This window comes from Sphingobium sp. SJ10-10, assembly GCF_036038995.2.
Classification (GTDB): Bacteria; Pseudomonadota; Alphaproteobacteria; order Sphingomonadales; family Sphingomonadaceae; genus Sphingobium.
The window spans coordinates 1,201,389-1,216,473 of record NZ_CP158132.1 but is presented as its reverse complement, the minus strand read 5'-3'; the positions used below and the strand labels follow the sequence as shown (position 1 = coordinate 1,216,473).

Annotated in this window: 11 protein-coding genes; 6 read left to right on the top strand and 5 right to left on the bottom strand. The window is 63.8% G+C overall.

The features are described from left to right. Window positions 1-32 precede the first annotated feature (32 nt). Window positions 33-2,069, top strand: coding sequence for a putative bifunctional diguanylate cyclase/phosphodiesterase (locus tag VVT58_RS05770; RefSeq protein WP_405053725.1), 2,037 nt, complete (start codon window positions 33-35; stop codon window positions 2,067-2,069). 13 nt (window positions 2,070-2,082) lie between these two features. Here the strand turns inward: VVT58_RS05770 and mfd are convergent, their stop codons facing one another. Then, entirely contained in the window at window positions 2,083-5,547 is a 3,465-nt protein-coding gene (gene mfd / locus VVT58_RS05765) for a transcription-repair coupling factor (protein WP_327752183.1), read from the bottom strand. Between the two features lie 128 nt (window positions 5,548-5,675). Then, a complete protein-coding gene (locus VVT58_RS05760) occupies window positions 5,676-5,945 on the bottom strand; it encodes a succinate dehydrogenase assembly factor 2 (protein WP_327752184.1) in 270 nt (89 codons plus the stop codon). 85 nt (window positions 5,946-6,030) lie between these two features. Between VVT58_RS05760 and recG the strand changes: the two genes are divergently transcribed. Continuing rightward, window positions 6,031-8,094 (top strand): ATP-dependent DNA helicase RecG, encoded by a 2,064-nt coding sequence (recG, locus tag VVT58_RS05755; protein WP_327752185.1) that lies wholly within the window; start codon window positions 6,031-6,033, stop codon window positions 8,092-8,094. A gap of 146 nt (window positions 8,095-8,240) precedes the next feature. After that, a complete protein-coding gene (locus VVT58_RS05750) occupies window positions 8,241-9,332 on the top strand; it encodes a mechanosensitive ion channel domain-containing protein (RefSeq protein ID WP_327752186.1) in 1,092 nt (363 codons plus the stop codon). Here VVT58_RS05750 and VVT58_RS05745 read toward each other — a convergent pair. Together VVT58_RS05745 and tyrS are read right to left on the bottom strand one after the other, a co-directional pair. Next, on the bottom strand, window positions 9,304-9,657 hold the full coding sequence (locus VVT58_RS05745) for a PilZ domain-containing protein (protein WP_066557202.1): 354 nt from the start codon (window positions 9,655-9,657) through the stop codon (window positions 9,304-9,306). The two genes, VVT58_RS05750 and VVT58_RS05745, sit on opposite strands and share 29 nt — an antisense overlap. Window positions 9,658-9,733: 76 nt before the next feature. Then, on the bottom strand, window positions 9,734-10,951 hold the full coding sequence (tyrS, locus tag VVT58_RS05740) for a tyrosine--tRNA ligase (RefSeq protein WP_327752187.1): 1,218 nt from the start codon (window positions 10,949-10,951) through the stop codon (window positions 9,734-9,736). A gap of 117 nt (window positions 10,952-11,068) precedes the next feature. Here tyrS and VVT58_RS05735 point away from each other — a divergent pair, with 117 nt between their 5' ends. The 3 genes from VVT58_RS05735 to VVT58_RS05725 all read left to right on the top strand — a co-directional run bounded on the left by VVT58_RS05735 (window position 11,069) and on the right by VVT58_RS05725 (window position 13,876). Further along, window positions 11,069-12,157: an anhydro-N-acetylmuramic acid kinase gene (locus tag VVT58_RS05735; RefSeq protein ID WP_327752196.1), complete on the top strand. Its 1,089-nt coding sequence runs from the start codon at window positions 11,069-11,071 to the stop codon at window positions 12,155-12,157. Window positions 12,158-12,610: 453 nt separating this feature from the next. Then, on the top strand, window positions 12,611-12,961 hold the full coding sequence (locus VVT58_RS05730; protein WP_327752188.1) for a hypothetical protein: 351 nt from the start codon (window positions 12,611-12,613) through the stop codon (window positions 12,959-12,961). Between the two features lie 75 nt (window positions 12,962-13,036). Next, a complete protein-coding gene (locus tag VVT58_RS05725) occupies window positions 13,037-13,876 on the top strand; it encodes a transporter (protein ID WP_327752189.1) in 840 nt (279 codons plus the stop codon). A 22-nt stretch (window positions 13,877-13,898) separates the two neighbouring features. Here the strand turns inward: VVT58_RS05725 and VVT58_RS05720 are convergent, their stop codons facing one another. Then, window positions 13,899-15,074 (bottom strand): VWA domain-containing protein, encoded by a 1,176-nt coding sequence (locus VVT58_RS05720; RefSeq protein WP_327752190.1) that lies wholly within the window; start codon window positions 15,072-15,074, stop codon window positions 13,899-13,901. Window positions 15,075-15,085: the final 11 nt, after the last annotated feature.

The window sequence follows — 15,085 nt, the reverse complement described above, 5'->3', positions numbered from 1 at the left end:
GGTCGCTAACCGATAAGGGTTAGAGTGGGACGATGGGCCGTCCCGAGGAGCATCAAGTGAGCGGTGAGACCGCACTGGACGGACAGCGCAGCCTCTTCATCCTGTCGCCGGGCGACCGCGACGGGCTGTCACAGCAGGCGCGGACGGCTGGCTGGCGGGCGATGGCGGCCCGGCGCGCCACCGACGCGGCGCAACGCTTCCTCCACAGCGATGCCCAGATCGCTCTGGTCGACATGCGGGGCGCGCGCGACGGCGACGTCCGTTTGATCACCGCCTTGGTCCCGGCGGTCGATGCGGGCGGCGGCGCGCTGATCGTGCTGGTCGACGGACAGGATATCGCCGCCGTGCCGCGGTTGCTGGAGGTTGGGGCCACGCATTTTCTCGCCGCGCCCTTCACGCCCGGCGACTTGCGCGCCACACTCGCTTCCGCCCAGCGGCTGGTCGACCGGCTGGTCGGCGGCGCTACGCATAGTCGGCGCGCCCAGCGCATCCGGCGCGGCGACGCGCTGTTTTGGGAAAGGGAGGGGGATCGCATCCGCCTCAGCGACAATCTTGCCCGCCATCTTGGCCTTGATGAACAGAGCATCGGTCCGGCGGGTTTCATCCGCTGCCTGCCGCGTTCGGAGCGCCGTTCCGTGATGGCGGCCTTGCGCGGCATGATGCGGTCCGGCCGCCCCGAAGCCTTCGCCCACGCCGCGCCCGGCCGCCCCGGCGACCGGCTGGTCCATCATCTGCGGCTGATCGACGGCGTGGTTGCGGCGGATGTGGAGTGGCTTTCCGACGCTCATGGCCCTGATGAGACGGGCCGCGACGACCTGACCGGCCTACGCTCGCGCCCGGCGGCGCTTGACTGGCTCGAGCGGCGCAAGGGGTTGGCGACCACGGTCCTGCTGCTCTCGATCAGTCAGTTCGACCGGATGAACGCGGCCTATGGTCAGGTGGTGGGGGACGCGCTGCTGGGCCGCATCGCCCGCCGGATCGAGCGCATGACCGTCGACATGGCCGTCGGCGCCATGGTGGCGCGCATCGCCGGGACGGAATTCTTGATCGGTTTGACCGGGGAAGCCGCCACGGCCGAGAAGGCGACCTTCCTCGCCCGGCAACTGATCGGCGCCATAGGCCGCCCTTTCAGCGCGGGTGACCATCTCATCCGCCTGACCGCTCGCTGCGGCATTGCCCAGTCGCGGTCCGACGATGACGCCACCCGCCTCATCCGCCGCGCCGGCACGGCCTTGGCGGACGCCAGAGTCGGGGGAGGGGAGGGCATCCGCATTTTCTCCTCGGAAAAGCGTAGCCGTCAGGTCGATGCCGACCAGTTGGAAACCGACCTGCGCCTTGCTCTCCATCGCGGCGAGATCGCCATCCTGTTTCAGCCGCAATATCCCGTCGATGGCGAACATATGATCGGGGTCGAGGCGCTGGCCCGCTGGAATCACCCGCAATATGGGGCGCTGGGGGCAGGCATGTTGTTCGCAACGGCGGAGCGTTCCGACTATATGCTTCCGCTTTCCGCGCACATCCAGGCCGAAGCGCTTCGTCAGGCGGCTGCATGGCCTCGCGCGCTGTCCCATCTCCGCCTGTCGATCAACGTCACGGCGGAAGATATCGCCCAGCCTGGCTTCATGCCGCAATTGCTGAATCTGGTGGATACCAGCGGGTTTCCCCGTTCGCGCCTGACGGTGGAGATCACCGAAAGCGGTCTGATGGAGGATGTGGACAACGCCACCGCCCTGCTGACGGCCCTGCGCGCCGAAGGGCTGGCGGTCGCGGTGGATGATTTCGGCACCGGCTATTCTAGCCTGGCCTATCTGAAAAGCCTGCCGCTCGATTATCTGAAGATCGACAGCGGCTTGGCACAAGACATCGCCGGAACTGCCCGCGACCGCATCATCGTGCGCGGCGTCATCCACATGGCCAAGTCGCTGGGCCTACATGTGATTGCGGAAGGCGTGGAAACCGAACAGCAGCTCGATCTCCTGTCCCGCGAAGGCTGCGACTATTATCAGGGCTTCCTCCGCTCGGCAGGAGTCTCCTCCGCCGATCTGGTCGCGCTGGCGTTGAAACCCTGAGCCTCACATAATTCTACCCTGCCGCCTTCGCCAATCCCTTCGAAAGCTGCAAAGCCCCGTTCAACCGCGCCCCTGGATCGGCCCAGGCCCGGTTCACCACGATCTTGCTGTCCGGCCGCAACCGGGCGACTCCATTCAACCGCTGAATATAAGCCACCAGCGCCTCGGGCCGCGGGAAGCGATCCTCGAAGAAGCTGACCAGCGCGCCCTTTGGCCCCACATCGATCTTGGCGATATTGGCGGCCACGCAATTCTGCTTGATCTCGATGATCTTGAACAGATTCTGCGTCGGCGCTGGCAGCTTGCCGAAGCGGTCGATCAGTTCCGCTGCGAAAGCCTCCAGCCCCTGCCGGTCCTCGACCTCGTTCAAGCGCCGGTAGAGTCCCATGCGCAGGTCCAGATCCGGCACATAATCCTCCGGAATCATGATCGGCGCATCGACGCTGATTTGCGGCGAGAAGCTGTCGCGCGCCTTCTCCAGACCCGCGCCGCCCGCCTTTGCCTCCAGGATCGCATCCTCCAGCATCGACTGGTACAGTTCGAATCCGACTTCCTTGATATGCCCGGACTGCTCGTCCCCGACGAGGTTCCCCGCGCCGCGAATATCCAGATCGTGGGAGGCCAACTGGAACCCGGCCCCCAGCGTATCCAGATCGGACAGCACCTTTAGCCGCTTTTCCGCCGTTTCGGTGATCACCCGATTCGCAGGCGTGGTGAAATAGGCATAGGCCCGCGTCTTCGCGCGCCCGACCCGCCCGCGAAGCTGGTAAAGCTGCGCCAGCCCAAAGCGATCGGCCCGATGGATGATGAGCGTATTGGCCGAAGGAATATCCAGCCCGCTCTCGACGATGGTGGTCGACAGCAGGACGTCGTAGCGCTTGTCGTAGAAGGACGACATGCGCTCCTCGACTTCCGTGGCGCTCATCTGCCCATGCGCGACGACGGGCCGAACCTCCGGCACCTCCGTCCGCAGGAACTCCTCTATCTCGGTCAGGTCGGAAATGCGCGGCACCACGAAGAAGCTCTGCCCCCCGCGATAATGTTCGCGCAGCAGAGCCTCGCGGATCACCACCCCGTCCCAGGGCATGATATAGGTCCGCACCGCCAGACGATCGACCGGCGGCGTCTGAATGACGGACAATTCGCGCAGGCCCGACATGGCCATTTGCAATGTGCGCGGGATCGGCGTCGCCGTCAGCGTCAGCACATGCACATCGGTCTTGAGGCTCTTCAGCCGCTCCTTGTGCGTCACGCCGAACCGCTGTTCCTCGTCGACGATGACCAGCCCCAGCCGCTTGAACTCCAGCCCCTTCGCCAGCAGCGCATGGGTTCCCACCACAATATCGACGGTTCCGTCGGCAAGGCCCGCCTTGACGGCTTTTGCTTCCTTGTCCGGCACCAACCGCGACAGGCGCCCGATATTCACCGGAAAGCCACGGAAGCGCTCCTCGAAATTCATATGATGCTGCCGGGCGAGCAGGGTGGTGGGGCAGATCAGCACCACCTGCATCCCCGCCATCGCCGCCACGAATGCGGCGCGCAAGGCCACCTCCGTCTTGCCGAAGCCCACATCGCCGCACACCAGCCGGTCCATCGGGCGGCCCGCGCCCAGATCTTCGACCACATCCATGATCGCGCGGTCCTGATCCTCGGTCTCCTGATAGGGGAAGCGATCGACAAAAGCCGGATAACCCGCACTATCCGGTTCCGCCACCGTCGCGGCCCGCAGCGCTCGCTCCGCTGCCGTCTTGAGCAGCTCGCCCGCAATCTCGCGGATGCGCTCCTTCATCCGCGCCTTGCGCCGTTGCCAGGCCTCTCCGCCCAGCTTGTCGAGGCTCACGCCCTCGCTGTCGGAGCCATAGCGGGAGAGAACCTCCAGATTCTCCACCGGCACATAGAGCTTGTCGCCGCCCGCATATTCCAGCGCCACGCAATCATGCGCCGCCTTGGCCACCGGAATCTGCGTCAGCCCTTCATAGCGGCCGATGCCGTGATCCATATGCACGACCAGATCGCCGGGGGAGAGCGTCGCCAGTTCCTGAAGGAAGGCGTCGGCATTCTTCTTCCGCTTGGCCCGCCGCACCAGCCGGTCGCCCAGCATGTCCTGCTCTGTCAGCACGGCCACGTCGGGCGCGGTAAAGCCATGATCCAGCGGCAAGACGGTCAGCACAGCGCTGCCGCCCGCAGCGATTCCCAAAGCCTCCTGCCAGCTATCCGCCGCCGCGATCCGCTTCAGCCCATGATCGGCCAGCAGCCCCGAAAGCCGCTCCCGCGCGCCCACCGAGTAACTGGCGATGACGACCTTCTTCTTCGCCCGCTGGAGCGAACCGATATGCTTGCCGACCGCCTCATACACATTGGCGTTCTGCGCCCGCTCCGGCGCGAAATCGCGAGGGCCATCAACCGCGAAATCCAGGACCGAGGCGCTTTCCGGCTCATGAAAAGGGGTGGTGGCATGCATCGGCCACTCGCGCGCGACGGCATCCCATTCTTCGGCATCCAGATAGAGCGCCTTGGGCTCCAGCGGCCGATACGCCCCCGGATCGGAGGACTTCGCCTGCACGCGATTGGCGTGATAATCCCGGATCGCCTCGAACCGCGCCTCGGCCGCGCCCGCCACGCCATGATCCAGCACGACCAGCGTGTCGTCGCCCAGATGCTCGGTCATCGGCACCAGCCGTTCCTCGAACAGCGGCAACCAATGTTCCATACCCGCCAACCGCCGTCCGTCGCTCACCGCCTGATAGAGCGGATCGCCCGTCGCCGTGGCCCCGAACGTCTCGCGATAGCGCCCGCGGAACCGCTTGATCGTCTCCTCGTCCAACAAAGCCTCGGACGCAGGCAGCAGAGTGAAGCCCTCGACACTCCCGCTGGTCCGCTGATCGGCGGGATCGAAGCGCCGCACCGTCTCAATCTCATCCCCGAAGAAATCGAGCCGTAAAGGCTGCTCCTCGCCGCCGGGAAACAGATCGACAATGCCGCCGCGAATGGCGAATTCGCCCCTGTCATGCACGGTATCGGTCCGCACATAGCCATTGGCCTGCAACATCTCCGCCAGCCGCGAAATCGCGATCCGCTCCTTGGGCGCGAGCTTCGCCACCAACTGCCGCACGCGAAAAGGCGTCAAAGTCCTCTGCGTCAACGCATTGAGCGTCGTCAGAACAAGCTGCGGCCCCTTGGGCTTCGCCTGCAAGGCATGCAAGCCAGCCAATCGCGCCGAAGCCGTCCGCAGCGAAGGACTGGCCCGGTCGTAGGGCAGGCAGTCCCAGGCGGGAATTTCGACGATCTCGATCTCCGGCGCGAAATAATGCGCCGTATCCGCCACCGCCCGCATGAGTTGCTCATCCGGCGCCACGAACAGCGCGCGCGAAGGCGCCGCCCGAGCGATGTCCGCCAGCAACCATGGCTGGAAGCCGGCGGGCACCCCGGAAAGCGTAATCGGGTTGGAGGCTTTGAGAATCTTGAGAAGGTCGGTCAAACTAACAACATCCGTTCGCGCTGAGCTTGTCGAAGTGCCTGCCTGAGCGAAGGCGAAGCCGGGTTGGGATGATCTCATTTCGTTCGATCAAGGGGCTTCGGCTTCGCTCGGCCCGAACGGGGAGAGGCTTATTTCTTCCCGATTTCCACAAAATCCAGCTTGGCGAACTTGTCCCACATCGCGCCCTGCCACTCCTCCGGCACCGGCAGCACGCCCATGGCCCAAGCCATGATGTCGGCATCCTGCTCATCCATGAACCGCTCGAACCACTGAATCTCTTCCTCGCCCCACTCGGCATGGTAGCGATCGAAATACCCGCCCACCGCAAGGTCCGCTTCCTTGATGCCGCGATGCCAGGCCCGAAATTGCAGGCGGCGGATACGGGGATCTTCGTTCACAATTTGTTCCTTAACCGAACATGCCAAAATTGCCGATCGGATGTTTGCGCATCGTCCCGGCTGGGCTAGACACCGCCAGATAGCCATGCGACCCGATATCCTCAACCCACTCTTCACCGAAATCGAAGCGCTGAAAGGCGTAGGCCCCGCGCTCGCAAAACCGCTGGAGCGCCTGGGGCTGGCCCGCGCCGTCGACGTGGCCTTCCATCTCCCGGTCAGCTTCATCGACCGTCGGATGGTGGACGAACTGATTCTCTCCGACTCCGGCCGGGTCATCGGCATAGAACTCACCCCCACCGACTATCGGGCATCCGGCAGCGCCCGCGCGCCCTTCCGCGTCATCGCGCAGGACAAGCGCGGCAATAGCGTCGCGCTGGTTTATTTCGGCCGCAACAGCGCCTGGCCCCGCAAGCTATTGCCCTTGAACGAGCCCAAATTCATCTCCGGCAAGCTGGAGGCCTATGGCGACAATCTCCAGATCGTCCACCCGGACTATGTCCTTCCCCCCGAGGAAGCCGCGACGATCCCTGCCCGCGAGCCGGTCTATGGTCTTTCCGAAGGCCTGACCAACAACCGCATGCGCGATCTGGCCACCCAAGCCCTGACCCGCGCCCCGGATCTCCCCGAATGGATCGAACCCAGCCTGCTCGCCCGCAAGGGCTGGCCCACATGGCACGAAGCGCTCACCCGCATCCACGCCGACCCCTCCGACGCGCAGGCGCGCGAACGTCTCGCTTATGATGAAATCTTCGCCGGTCAGCTCGCGCTGATGCTGGTCCGCCAGTCTTCCCGCAAACGCAGGGGCGTTCCCATCGCCGGAGACGGCCGCCTTCGCGCCATGCTCCAATTGCCCTTTGCGCCGACCGGAGCGCAACGCTGCGCCTTTTCGGAGATTGAAGGCGACATGGCCCAGGCCGTCCCGATGCTCCGCCTGCTGCAAGGCGATGTAGGCTCGGGCAAGACTCTGGTCGCGCTGATGGCGCTCCTCAACACGGTCGAAGCGGGCGCCCAGGGCGCGCTCCTCGCACCCACGGAAATCCTCGCCCGCCAGCATTATGAAACGCTGCGCAAAATGGCGTCGGGCCTGCCTGTCACCATCGCCATCCTCACTGGCCGGGAAAAGGGCAAGACCCGCGAATCCACCCTCATGGGCCTGGCGGACGCCAGCATCGATATCCTCGTCGGCACCCACGCCATCTTCCAGGAAGCCGTGCGCTACAAGAATCTCGCGCTGGCGGTGATCGATGAACAGCATCGCTTCGGGGTCGCCCAACGCATGATGCTTGCCTCGAAAGCCGAACGTACCCCCCATCTGCTGGTGATGACCGCTACCCCGATCCCGCGCACGCTGACGCTCACTTATTATGGCGAAATGGACGTCTCCCGCCTCGACGAGATGCCCCCCGGCCGCCAGCCGATCCAGACGGTCGTCATGTCCGCCAACCGCCTGGATGAAGTGGTCGAAGCACTTGCCCGCCATGTCGAAGGCGGCGGTCAGGCCTATTGGGTCTGCCCCTTGGTCGAGGAAAGCGAAACCAGCGACCTCGCCGCCGCCGAAGCCCGCGCCGAAATGCTGAAAATGCGCTTTGGCGAGTTGGTCGGCCTTGTCCACGGCCGCATGAAGGGGCCGGAAAAGGACGCCGCGATGGACGCCTTCGCTTCGGCCCGCACCAGGATACTTGTCGCCACCACGGTCATCGAAGTGGGCGTCGACGTTCCCAATTCCAACCTCATCATCATAGAAGGCGCCGAACGCTTCGGCCTCGCCCAACTTCACCAGCTCAGAGGCCGCGTCGGCCGAGGCCAGAACCATTCGGTCTGCATCCTCCTGCGCGGCGGCGCGCTGAGCGAAACCAGCCGCGCGCGCCTGGCCCTGATGCGAGAAACCAATGACGGCTTCCGCATAGCCGAAGAAGACCTCCGCCTGCGCGGCGCGGGCGAAATCCTGGGCACCCGCCAATCGGGCGAACAGCAACTCAAACTCGCCACCCCGGAACATCTCTCCGCGCTGCTGGACTCAGCCCGGGATGACGCGCATCTCCTGATCGACCGGGACGGCGGCCTCACCGAAGCCAGAGGGGAGGCTGCCCGAACCTGTCTCTACCTCTTCGAACGCGATGCCGCCGTGGGCCTGCTACGAAGCGGCTAAAGTTGATGTGCTCCTGCGAAGGCAGGAGCCCAGTCCTGCCGATCGAACTGGACTCCTGCCTTCGCAGGAGCACGTTTCACCTAGTCCCATGGCCCGCAATTGCTGCAACCGCGAAACCATCCCGCCGCCAAGCCGTTGCTTGCATCATGCAATCGGACATCAGCCTGCACCACATCACGCCGATGGCGGCGATCTCCATCGCCCTGTCGGTGGTCGCCGCCTTCCTCTTCCACTGGCTCGCCTACTGGACAGCCACCCGCATATTTCGCCGGATGCGCATAGAGCCGATCATCCTCCCGGCCATCTACCAGCCGACCCGCTGGATCATCGTCCTGATGACGCTCGCCGCAGGCATCCAGCCCCTGACCTTCAGTCCCAATGTCGAGGCGATCTGGTCGATCGGCTCGAAAATGCTGTTCATCCTCCTCAACGGCTGGCTAATCTTCGCGGCCATGCGCGCAGGCCGCATTTTCCTCGAACGCCGCAGCGACATCACCGTCGAGGATAATCTCCAGGCCCGCCGCCAGCACACCCGCATCCGCATCCTCTACCGCGTGGCGCAGTGCATCATCGGCTTCCTCATCCTCTCGCTGATGTTGATCATGATCCCAGGAGTCCGCACCGTAGGCGTCACCCTGATGGCCTCGGCAGGTCTTGCGGGCCTCGCGGTGGGCGCAGCAGCCCAACCAGCGCTCAAAAACCTGATCGCCGGTATCCAGATGGCCTTTTCCGAACCCATCCGCCTGGATGACGTGCTGATCGTGGAGGGCGAATGGGGCAGGGTGGAGGACATCAAGCTCACCTATGTCGTGATCCGCATCTGGGACGACCGCCGCCTGATCGTCCCCGTCTCCTATTTCCTGGAAAAGCCTTTCCAGAACTGGACGACCAGGACGTCGGATCTGCTCGGTACCGTCTTTCTTTATGTCGATCCCGCCACGGACATAGAGCCGATCCGCGCCAAATTCATCGAGGCGGTCCAGTCCAACAGCCGCTGGGACGGCCGCGTCGCGATCCTGCAAGTCACCGACCACCGTGCCGACGCGCTGGAGCTACGCGGCCTGCTGAGCGCGCGCAACGCCGGCACCGCCTTCGACCTGCGTTGTGAAGTGCGCGAAGCGATGATGAATTTCCTGCGCACGCACATGCCGCAGGCCTTGGTCCGGTCGCGTCAGCGTCTGGAAGCAGGGGAGGGGTTTGCGGAAGCCGTTACCAGGCCGTCTGCCGCGGCGGGATGAGGGACAGCATCGCGTCATAGACGTGCGGCTCGATCTTCTTCAGAAACTCGACACCTATGCGGCCATCTTCGGCCCAGCGCACTTCCCCGGCATGATCCTTTACGACCGGCAGCCAAATCGTCACCCGCTCACCGATCGCCAGTTGCGCCTCGGTCCGGCACATCAGTCCCAGCGCGGAGATATTGATGATCCGCGTCCCATGGGTCCGGCCCTGCGCCGTGATATGGCTCACCATATCGACCAGATCGCGCTGTGCGCGTCGCTGGTTGACGGCAGGATCCCGCGACTGGTTCAGATGAGAGAGGCTTGCGAACATCGAAGGCATGCCCGCAGGATAAGGTAAGGAAGATAGCCCCTTCCTTACCTCATCTGGTTAACGCGCCATATACGCTCTTTTGATTTCAGGCGGTTACCAGCCCATGCTTCTTCGCGCCGAAGCTGACCTTGTCGCCCGGTTTCAGCGCCAGAGCAGGATCGCTGACCACTTCGCCATTCACGCGAATGGCGCCCTCGGAAAGCTTGCGCCGCACTTCCTTGTTGGAGGCGGCAAAGCCCAGCGCCGTCGTGCCCTGAACGATATTCAGCCCCTCGGCCCCCAGGCTGACGGTCGGCAGATTGGCATCCGATGCGCCCTCCTCAAAGGTCCGCCGCGCCGTCTCAGCCGCCAAGGCCGCCGCATCGGCGCCCCGGCAAAGCGCCGTCGCCTCATTGGCCAAAATCTTCTTCGCCTCGTTGATATCCGCCCCTTGAAGCGAAGCCAGCCGCTCCACCTCATCCATCGGCAGGTCGGTGAACAGCCTCAGCCGGTTCGCGACGTCGGCATCGGCGGTATTCCGCCAGAACTGCCAATAATCATAGTTGGAAAGCTGATCCTCGTTGAGCCAGACCGCGCCGCCTACGGTCTTGCCCATCTTGGTCCCATCGGCGTTGGTCAGCAGCGGCGTGGTGAGGCCGAACACATGAGTCCCGTCCACGCGCCGGGCCAGTTCGACGCCGTTGACGATATTGCCCCACTGGTCCGATCCGCCCATCTGCAACCGGCAGTCCGACCGCCGCGACAGCTCCAGAAAGTCATAGGCCTGGAGAATCATATAGTTGAATTCGAGGAAACTCAGCGACTGCTCACGATCCAGGCGCAGCTTCACCGAATCGAAGCTCAGCATCCGGTTCACGGAGAAATGCTGTCCGATATCCCGCAGGAAGGGGATATATTCCAACTTGTCCAGCCATTCGGCATTGTCCAGCATGATCGCGTCCGTCGGCCCGTTACCGAAGGTCAGGAAGCGCTCGAACACCCGTTTGATGCTCGCGACATTCTCCGCGATCAGATCGGTGGTCAGCAGCTTGCGCGCCTCGTCCTTGAAGCTCGGATCACCGATCTTGCCGGTGCCGCCACCCATCAGAACGATCGGCTTGTGCCCGGCCTTCTGCAACTGCCGCAGCATCATGATCGACACCAGATGCCCGACATGCAGCGAAGGCGCCGTCGGATCGAAGCCGATATAGCCCGGTACGATCTGCTTGGCGGCCAGGGCGTCCAGCCCCTCCGCATCGGTCAACTGATGAATGTAGCCGCGCGTTTCGAGCAGGCGGAGCAGATCGGATGAGTAGCTGGTCATAGTGCGGCGCCCTTAGCATCGCGGTTTGTCATCGTCACCATTATGTTGATAGTCACGCCAAAGTTGATTCTCCGCATTTTAGGGGCAGCAGGACAGGCCATGACAGACAGTCACCCCATGCTGGCAATAGGCCTGATGTCGGGCACCTCGCGCGACGGCATAGACGCCGCGCTGATCGAAACCGACGGCGAGGGCGCCAGCAGAGGCATCGCCTTCCACGCGATGCCCTATGGCGACGGCTTCCGCATGCGCCTGGCCGAAGCCTGTCAGCGTGCCATGACAATGGAAAAGCCCGGCTTCGAACCCCTGATCCACGCGGTCGAGGAAGAACTGACCGAACTCCATGTCGAGGCCGTCTCCGACCTTCTCGCCCGCACTGGCCATATCGCGCAAGACATCGCCGTCATCGGCTTCCACGGCCATACCGTCGCCCACCGCCCCGAACGCCGCTGGACCTGGCAGATCGGGGATGGCGCCGCCCTCGCAGGCGCGTTCGGCATTCGCGTTGTCGCGGACCTGCGCAGCGCCGACGTCGCCGCGGGAGGGCAGGGCGCTCCGCTGCTTCCGGTCTATCACCGTGCTCTCGCCTATGATCTTCCCAAGCCGGTCGCCGTCCTGAACCTGGGCGGAGTCGCCAATATCACCGCCATCGCCTCCGACGGCGAGATTGTCGCCTTCGACACCGGCATGGCGAGCGGCCTCATCGACAATTGGATGCAGACCCATAGCGACCGCAGCTTCGATGAAAATGGCGCCGCGGCTGCCAGGGGCAAAATCGACGAAGCGCGGCTGGCGTCCATGCTCTCCGACCCCTGGTTCGCCGCCGCGCCCCCGAAAAGCATAGACCGGGAAGCCTTCACCATCGACGCCACGCGCGCCCTCTCTCTGGAGGACGGCGCGGCAACCCTGACGGCCTTTTCCGCCGCAGCCGTCGCCAAAGCCCTCGACCATCTGCCGGAACGTCCGAAACATATCTATGCCGCCGGCGGTGGCCGCCACAACGCCACGCTCATGCGGATGCTGGCGACCTATACCGGCACGGAGGTCCGCCTTGTGGACGAACTGGGATGGGACGGCGACGCCCTTGAAGCGCAAGGCTTTGCCTATATGGCCGTTCGTCATCTGAAAGGCCTGCCGATCAGCTTCCCCGGCACGACTGGCGCGCCGCAGCCCATGACGGGCGGCGTGCTCTTCGAACCGGCTTAGACTGTCGACGGCTCGAATTGGCCAATGCAAGCCATTAAGTGAAACGTGTTCCTGCGAAGGCAGGAACCCAGTTCCGCCGCTTGTGGATCATCGCACCGTAGGAACTGGGCTCCTGCCTTCGCAGGAGCACGATGCGCTTCAAGAAAAGCCGTACGAAGCAGACCGTCCACCTTCCACCCATTCCCGCCAATCCACACGCCCTTTGTCGCCCATTTTGCACATATCACCTGATAATCCGACAGAGCGAACCTCAGGACAGCATCAGCCCATTCTTCTATCCTGCCGAAAAACATGATGAATTTCGGTCGATAAAGCTGCATCGGCGCATGGTCATTTCGATTTTCCCGAAACTAATTCTTTCGATCGATTCCACGCCGGAAAGAAATCAGCAACATACAGGGCGGGCCTTCGAACCGGAAGCGCCCGGGGGTGTCACAACATAGGAGAGTCGCAGTGACCAGATTTACCCTTCCCCTCATCGGCCTTGCCGTCCTGACCGCCGCCACGGGCGCGCAGGCGCAGGATAGCGGCGTCAAGGGAGCCCTTCAGGACAGCAATGTGAAGGGAACGCTGCAAGATGCCAATGTGAAAGGCACCTTGCAGGACGCCAATGTCAAAGGCACGCTGCAGGATGTGCAGAGCGCCACGAGGGCGGCGCAGGATGCGCGTACCGCGTCGACCGAAGCGCGCTCCTCGGCCGCTGAAACCCGCAGCGCTGCGCAGGATGCCCGCGCCAACGCGAGCGCTGCCCGCGAAACGGCCACGTCGGTCAAGGAAACCGCGCGTTCGACCCGCGGCAGTTGATCGCATCCCAAGCATGAAGAGTGAAGGGCGGGCCCATCAAAGGCTCGCCCTGCTTGGCATATGGAGGGGAAATCGATGAAAGGGACCATGAAGCTGGTCGCTGCCGGCATGGTCATGGCCGCCACGCCCGCGCCGGCGCAAATCGCGGCGCAAAGCGGCCCGCAAACCGTGCAGGCCGAAGAACCGTCCACAGCTTTATCCACAGCCTTATCTACAGGCGGCAGTCTCACCGCGATCACTGGCGTCGACTATAGCAGTGGCGATTACGGCACCGGCTCCGACACCCATATATGGGTCGTGCCGATGAGCCTGCGTTATCGCACCGGCCCGCTTCGTTTCACCGCGACCTTGCCATGGCTGCGCATCAACGGATCGTCCGCGATCGTCGGCGGCGGATCGGGCGGCGTCATCATCGATCCGAACGCCCCCCGCACCACCCGCAGCGGCCTTGGCGACCTGACATTGGGCGTCGGCTACCAGATTCCGGAGGAACAGCTCGGTTTCGGTCTAGACTTCTCAGCCCGCGTCAAGCTCCCCACCGCCTCGCGCTCGAAGGCGCTGGGCACCGGCAAGACGGATGTGACGGTCGCGGCGGAAATCTCCAAAAGCTTCGGCATCGTCACGCCCTTTGCCAATGTGGGCTATCGCATGCCCGGCGACCCTTCGGGCTTCGATCTGCACAACGCCTGGACCGCATCGGGCGGCGCAAGCGTGATGCTGGGCAAATCGGCGCTGATCGTCTCCTACGACTATCGCGAATCCACCAGCGACCTCGCCCGCGACAGCCGGGAACTGTTCGGCGCCTTCAGCACGCCGGTCGCGGAAAAGCTGATCTTCACCCTCTATGGCACCGGCGGCCTCAGCAAAGGCGCCGCCGACTATGGTCTGGGCTCCATGGTCAGCGTGAAATTCTGATCCGCATCTTAGCCGCCGCAGCTCACCGCTTCCGGGTTAGCTCCCGCATCGCGTCGTCAATCCCCTCGATCGTGAGCGGATACATGCGCCCGTTCATGATCTCGCGGATGATCTTGGTCGACTGGCTATAGCCCCAATGCGCCTCCTGCGACGGGTTCAGCCAGATCGCGGCGGGATAGGTGTGCAGCACCCGGCTCAACCATGTCGCGCCCGGCTCATCGTTCATATGTTCGACCGATCCGCCGGGATGGCTGATCTCATAGGGACTCATCGCCGCATCCCCGACGAAGATCACCTTATAATCATGCCCATATTTGTGAAGGATGTCCCAGGTCGGCGTCCGTTCCGAAAAGCGCCGCTTATTATCCTTCCACACGCCTTCATAGAGGCAGTTATGGAAGTAGAAGAATTCCATATTCTTGAATTCGCTGGTCGCCGCCGAGAACATCTCCTCGCACAGCGTGATGAACGGGTCCATCGACCCGCCGACATCCAGGAACAGCAGCAGCTTCACCGCATTGTGCCGCTCGGGCCGCATGCGGATGTCGAGCCAGCCTTGCCGCGCCGTGCCCCGGATCGTCTCGTCCAGGTCCAGCTCGTCCGCCGCGCCCTCCCGCGCAAAGCGCCGCAGCCGCCGTAGCGCCACCTTGATGTTGCGGGTGCCCAGTTCCTTTTGATTGTCCAGATTGGCGAATTCGCGCTTTTCCCACACCTTGATGGCGCGCTTGTGCTTGCTTTCGCCGCCGATCCGCACGCCTTCGGGATTGTAGCCGCCATGGCCGAACGGGGACGTGCCGCCGGTGCCGATCCACTTGTTGCCGCCCTGATGACGCTCCTTCTGCTCCTCCAGCCGCTTCTTCAGCGTCTCCATGATCTCGTCCCAGCTCCCCAGCGACTTGATCTTCTCCATCTCCTCGGCGCTGAGGAATTTCTCTGCCACCAGCCGCAGCCATTCCTCGGGGATTTCCGCCTCGACGCCCTCATTGCCCAGCACGCCCTTGAACACGCGGGCGAACACCTGGTCGAAGCGGTCGATCAGCCCCTCATCCTTCACATAGGTGGCGCGGGCGAGATAATAGAAATCCTCCGGCCGCTGCCCGATCACGTCGCGATCCAGCGCCTCCAGCAGCAGCAGATGTTCCTTGATGCTGGCGGGGATGCCGGCAGCACGCAGCGCGTCGAGGAAATTGAGCATCATGACGGCGCCCT

Excerpts from the sequence above, each read along its gene's own strand:
- VVT58_RS05770 (WP_405053725.1), top strand. The coding sequence starts at position 33 with ATGGGCCGTCCCGAGGAGCATCAAGTGAGCGGTGAGACCGCACTGGAC.
- recG (WP_327752185.1), top strand. The coding sequence starts at position 6,031 with ATGCGACCCGATATCCTCAACCCACTCTTCACCGAAATCGAAGCGCTG.
- VVT58_RS05750 (WP_327752186.1), top strand. The coding sequence starts at position 8,241 with ATGCAATCGGACATCAGCCTGCACCACATCACGCCGATGGCGGCGATC.
- VVT58_RS05745 (WP_066557202.1), bottom strand. The coding sequence starts at position 9,657 with ATGCCTTCGATGTTCGCAAGCCTCTCTCATCTGAACCAGTCGCGGGAT.
- tyrS (WP_327752187.1), bottom strand. The coding sequence starts at position 10,951 with ATGACCAGCTACTCATCCGATCTGCTCCGCCTGCTCGAAACGCGCGGC.
- VVT58_RS05735 (WP_327752196.1), top strand. The coding sequence starts at position 11,069 with ATGCTGGCAATAGGCCTGATGTCGGGCACCTCGCGCGACGGCATAGAC.
- VVT58_RS05725 (WP_327752189.1), top strand. The coding sequence starts at position 13,037 with ATGAAAGGGACCATGAAGCTGGTCGCTGCCGGCATGGTCATGGCCGCC.
- VVT58_RS05720 (WP_327752190.1), bottom strand. The coding sequence starts at position 15,074 with ATGATGCTCAATTTCCTCGACGCGCTGCGTGCTGCCGGCATCCCCGCC.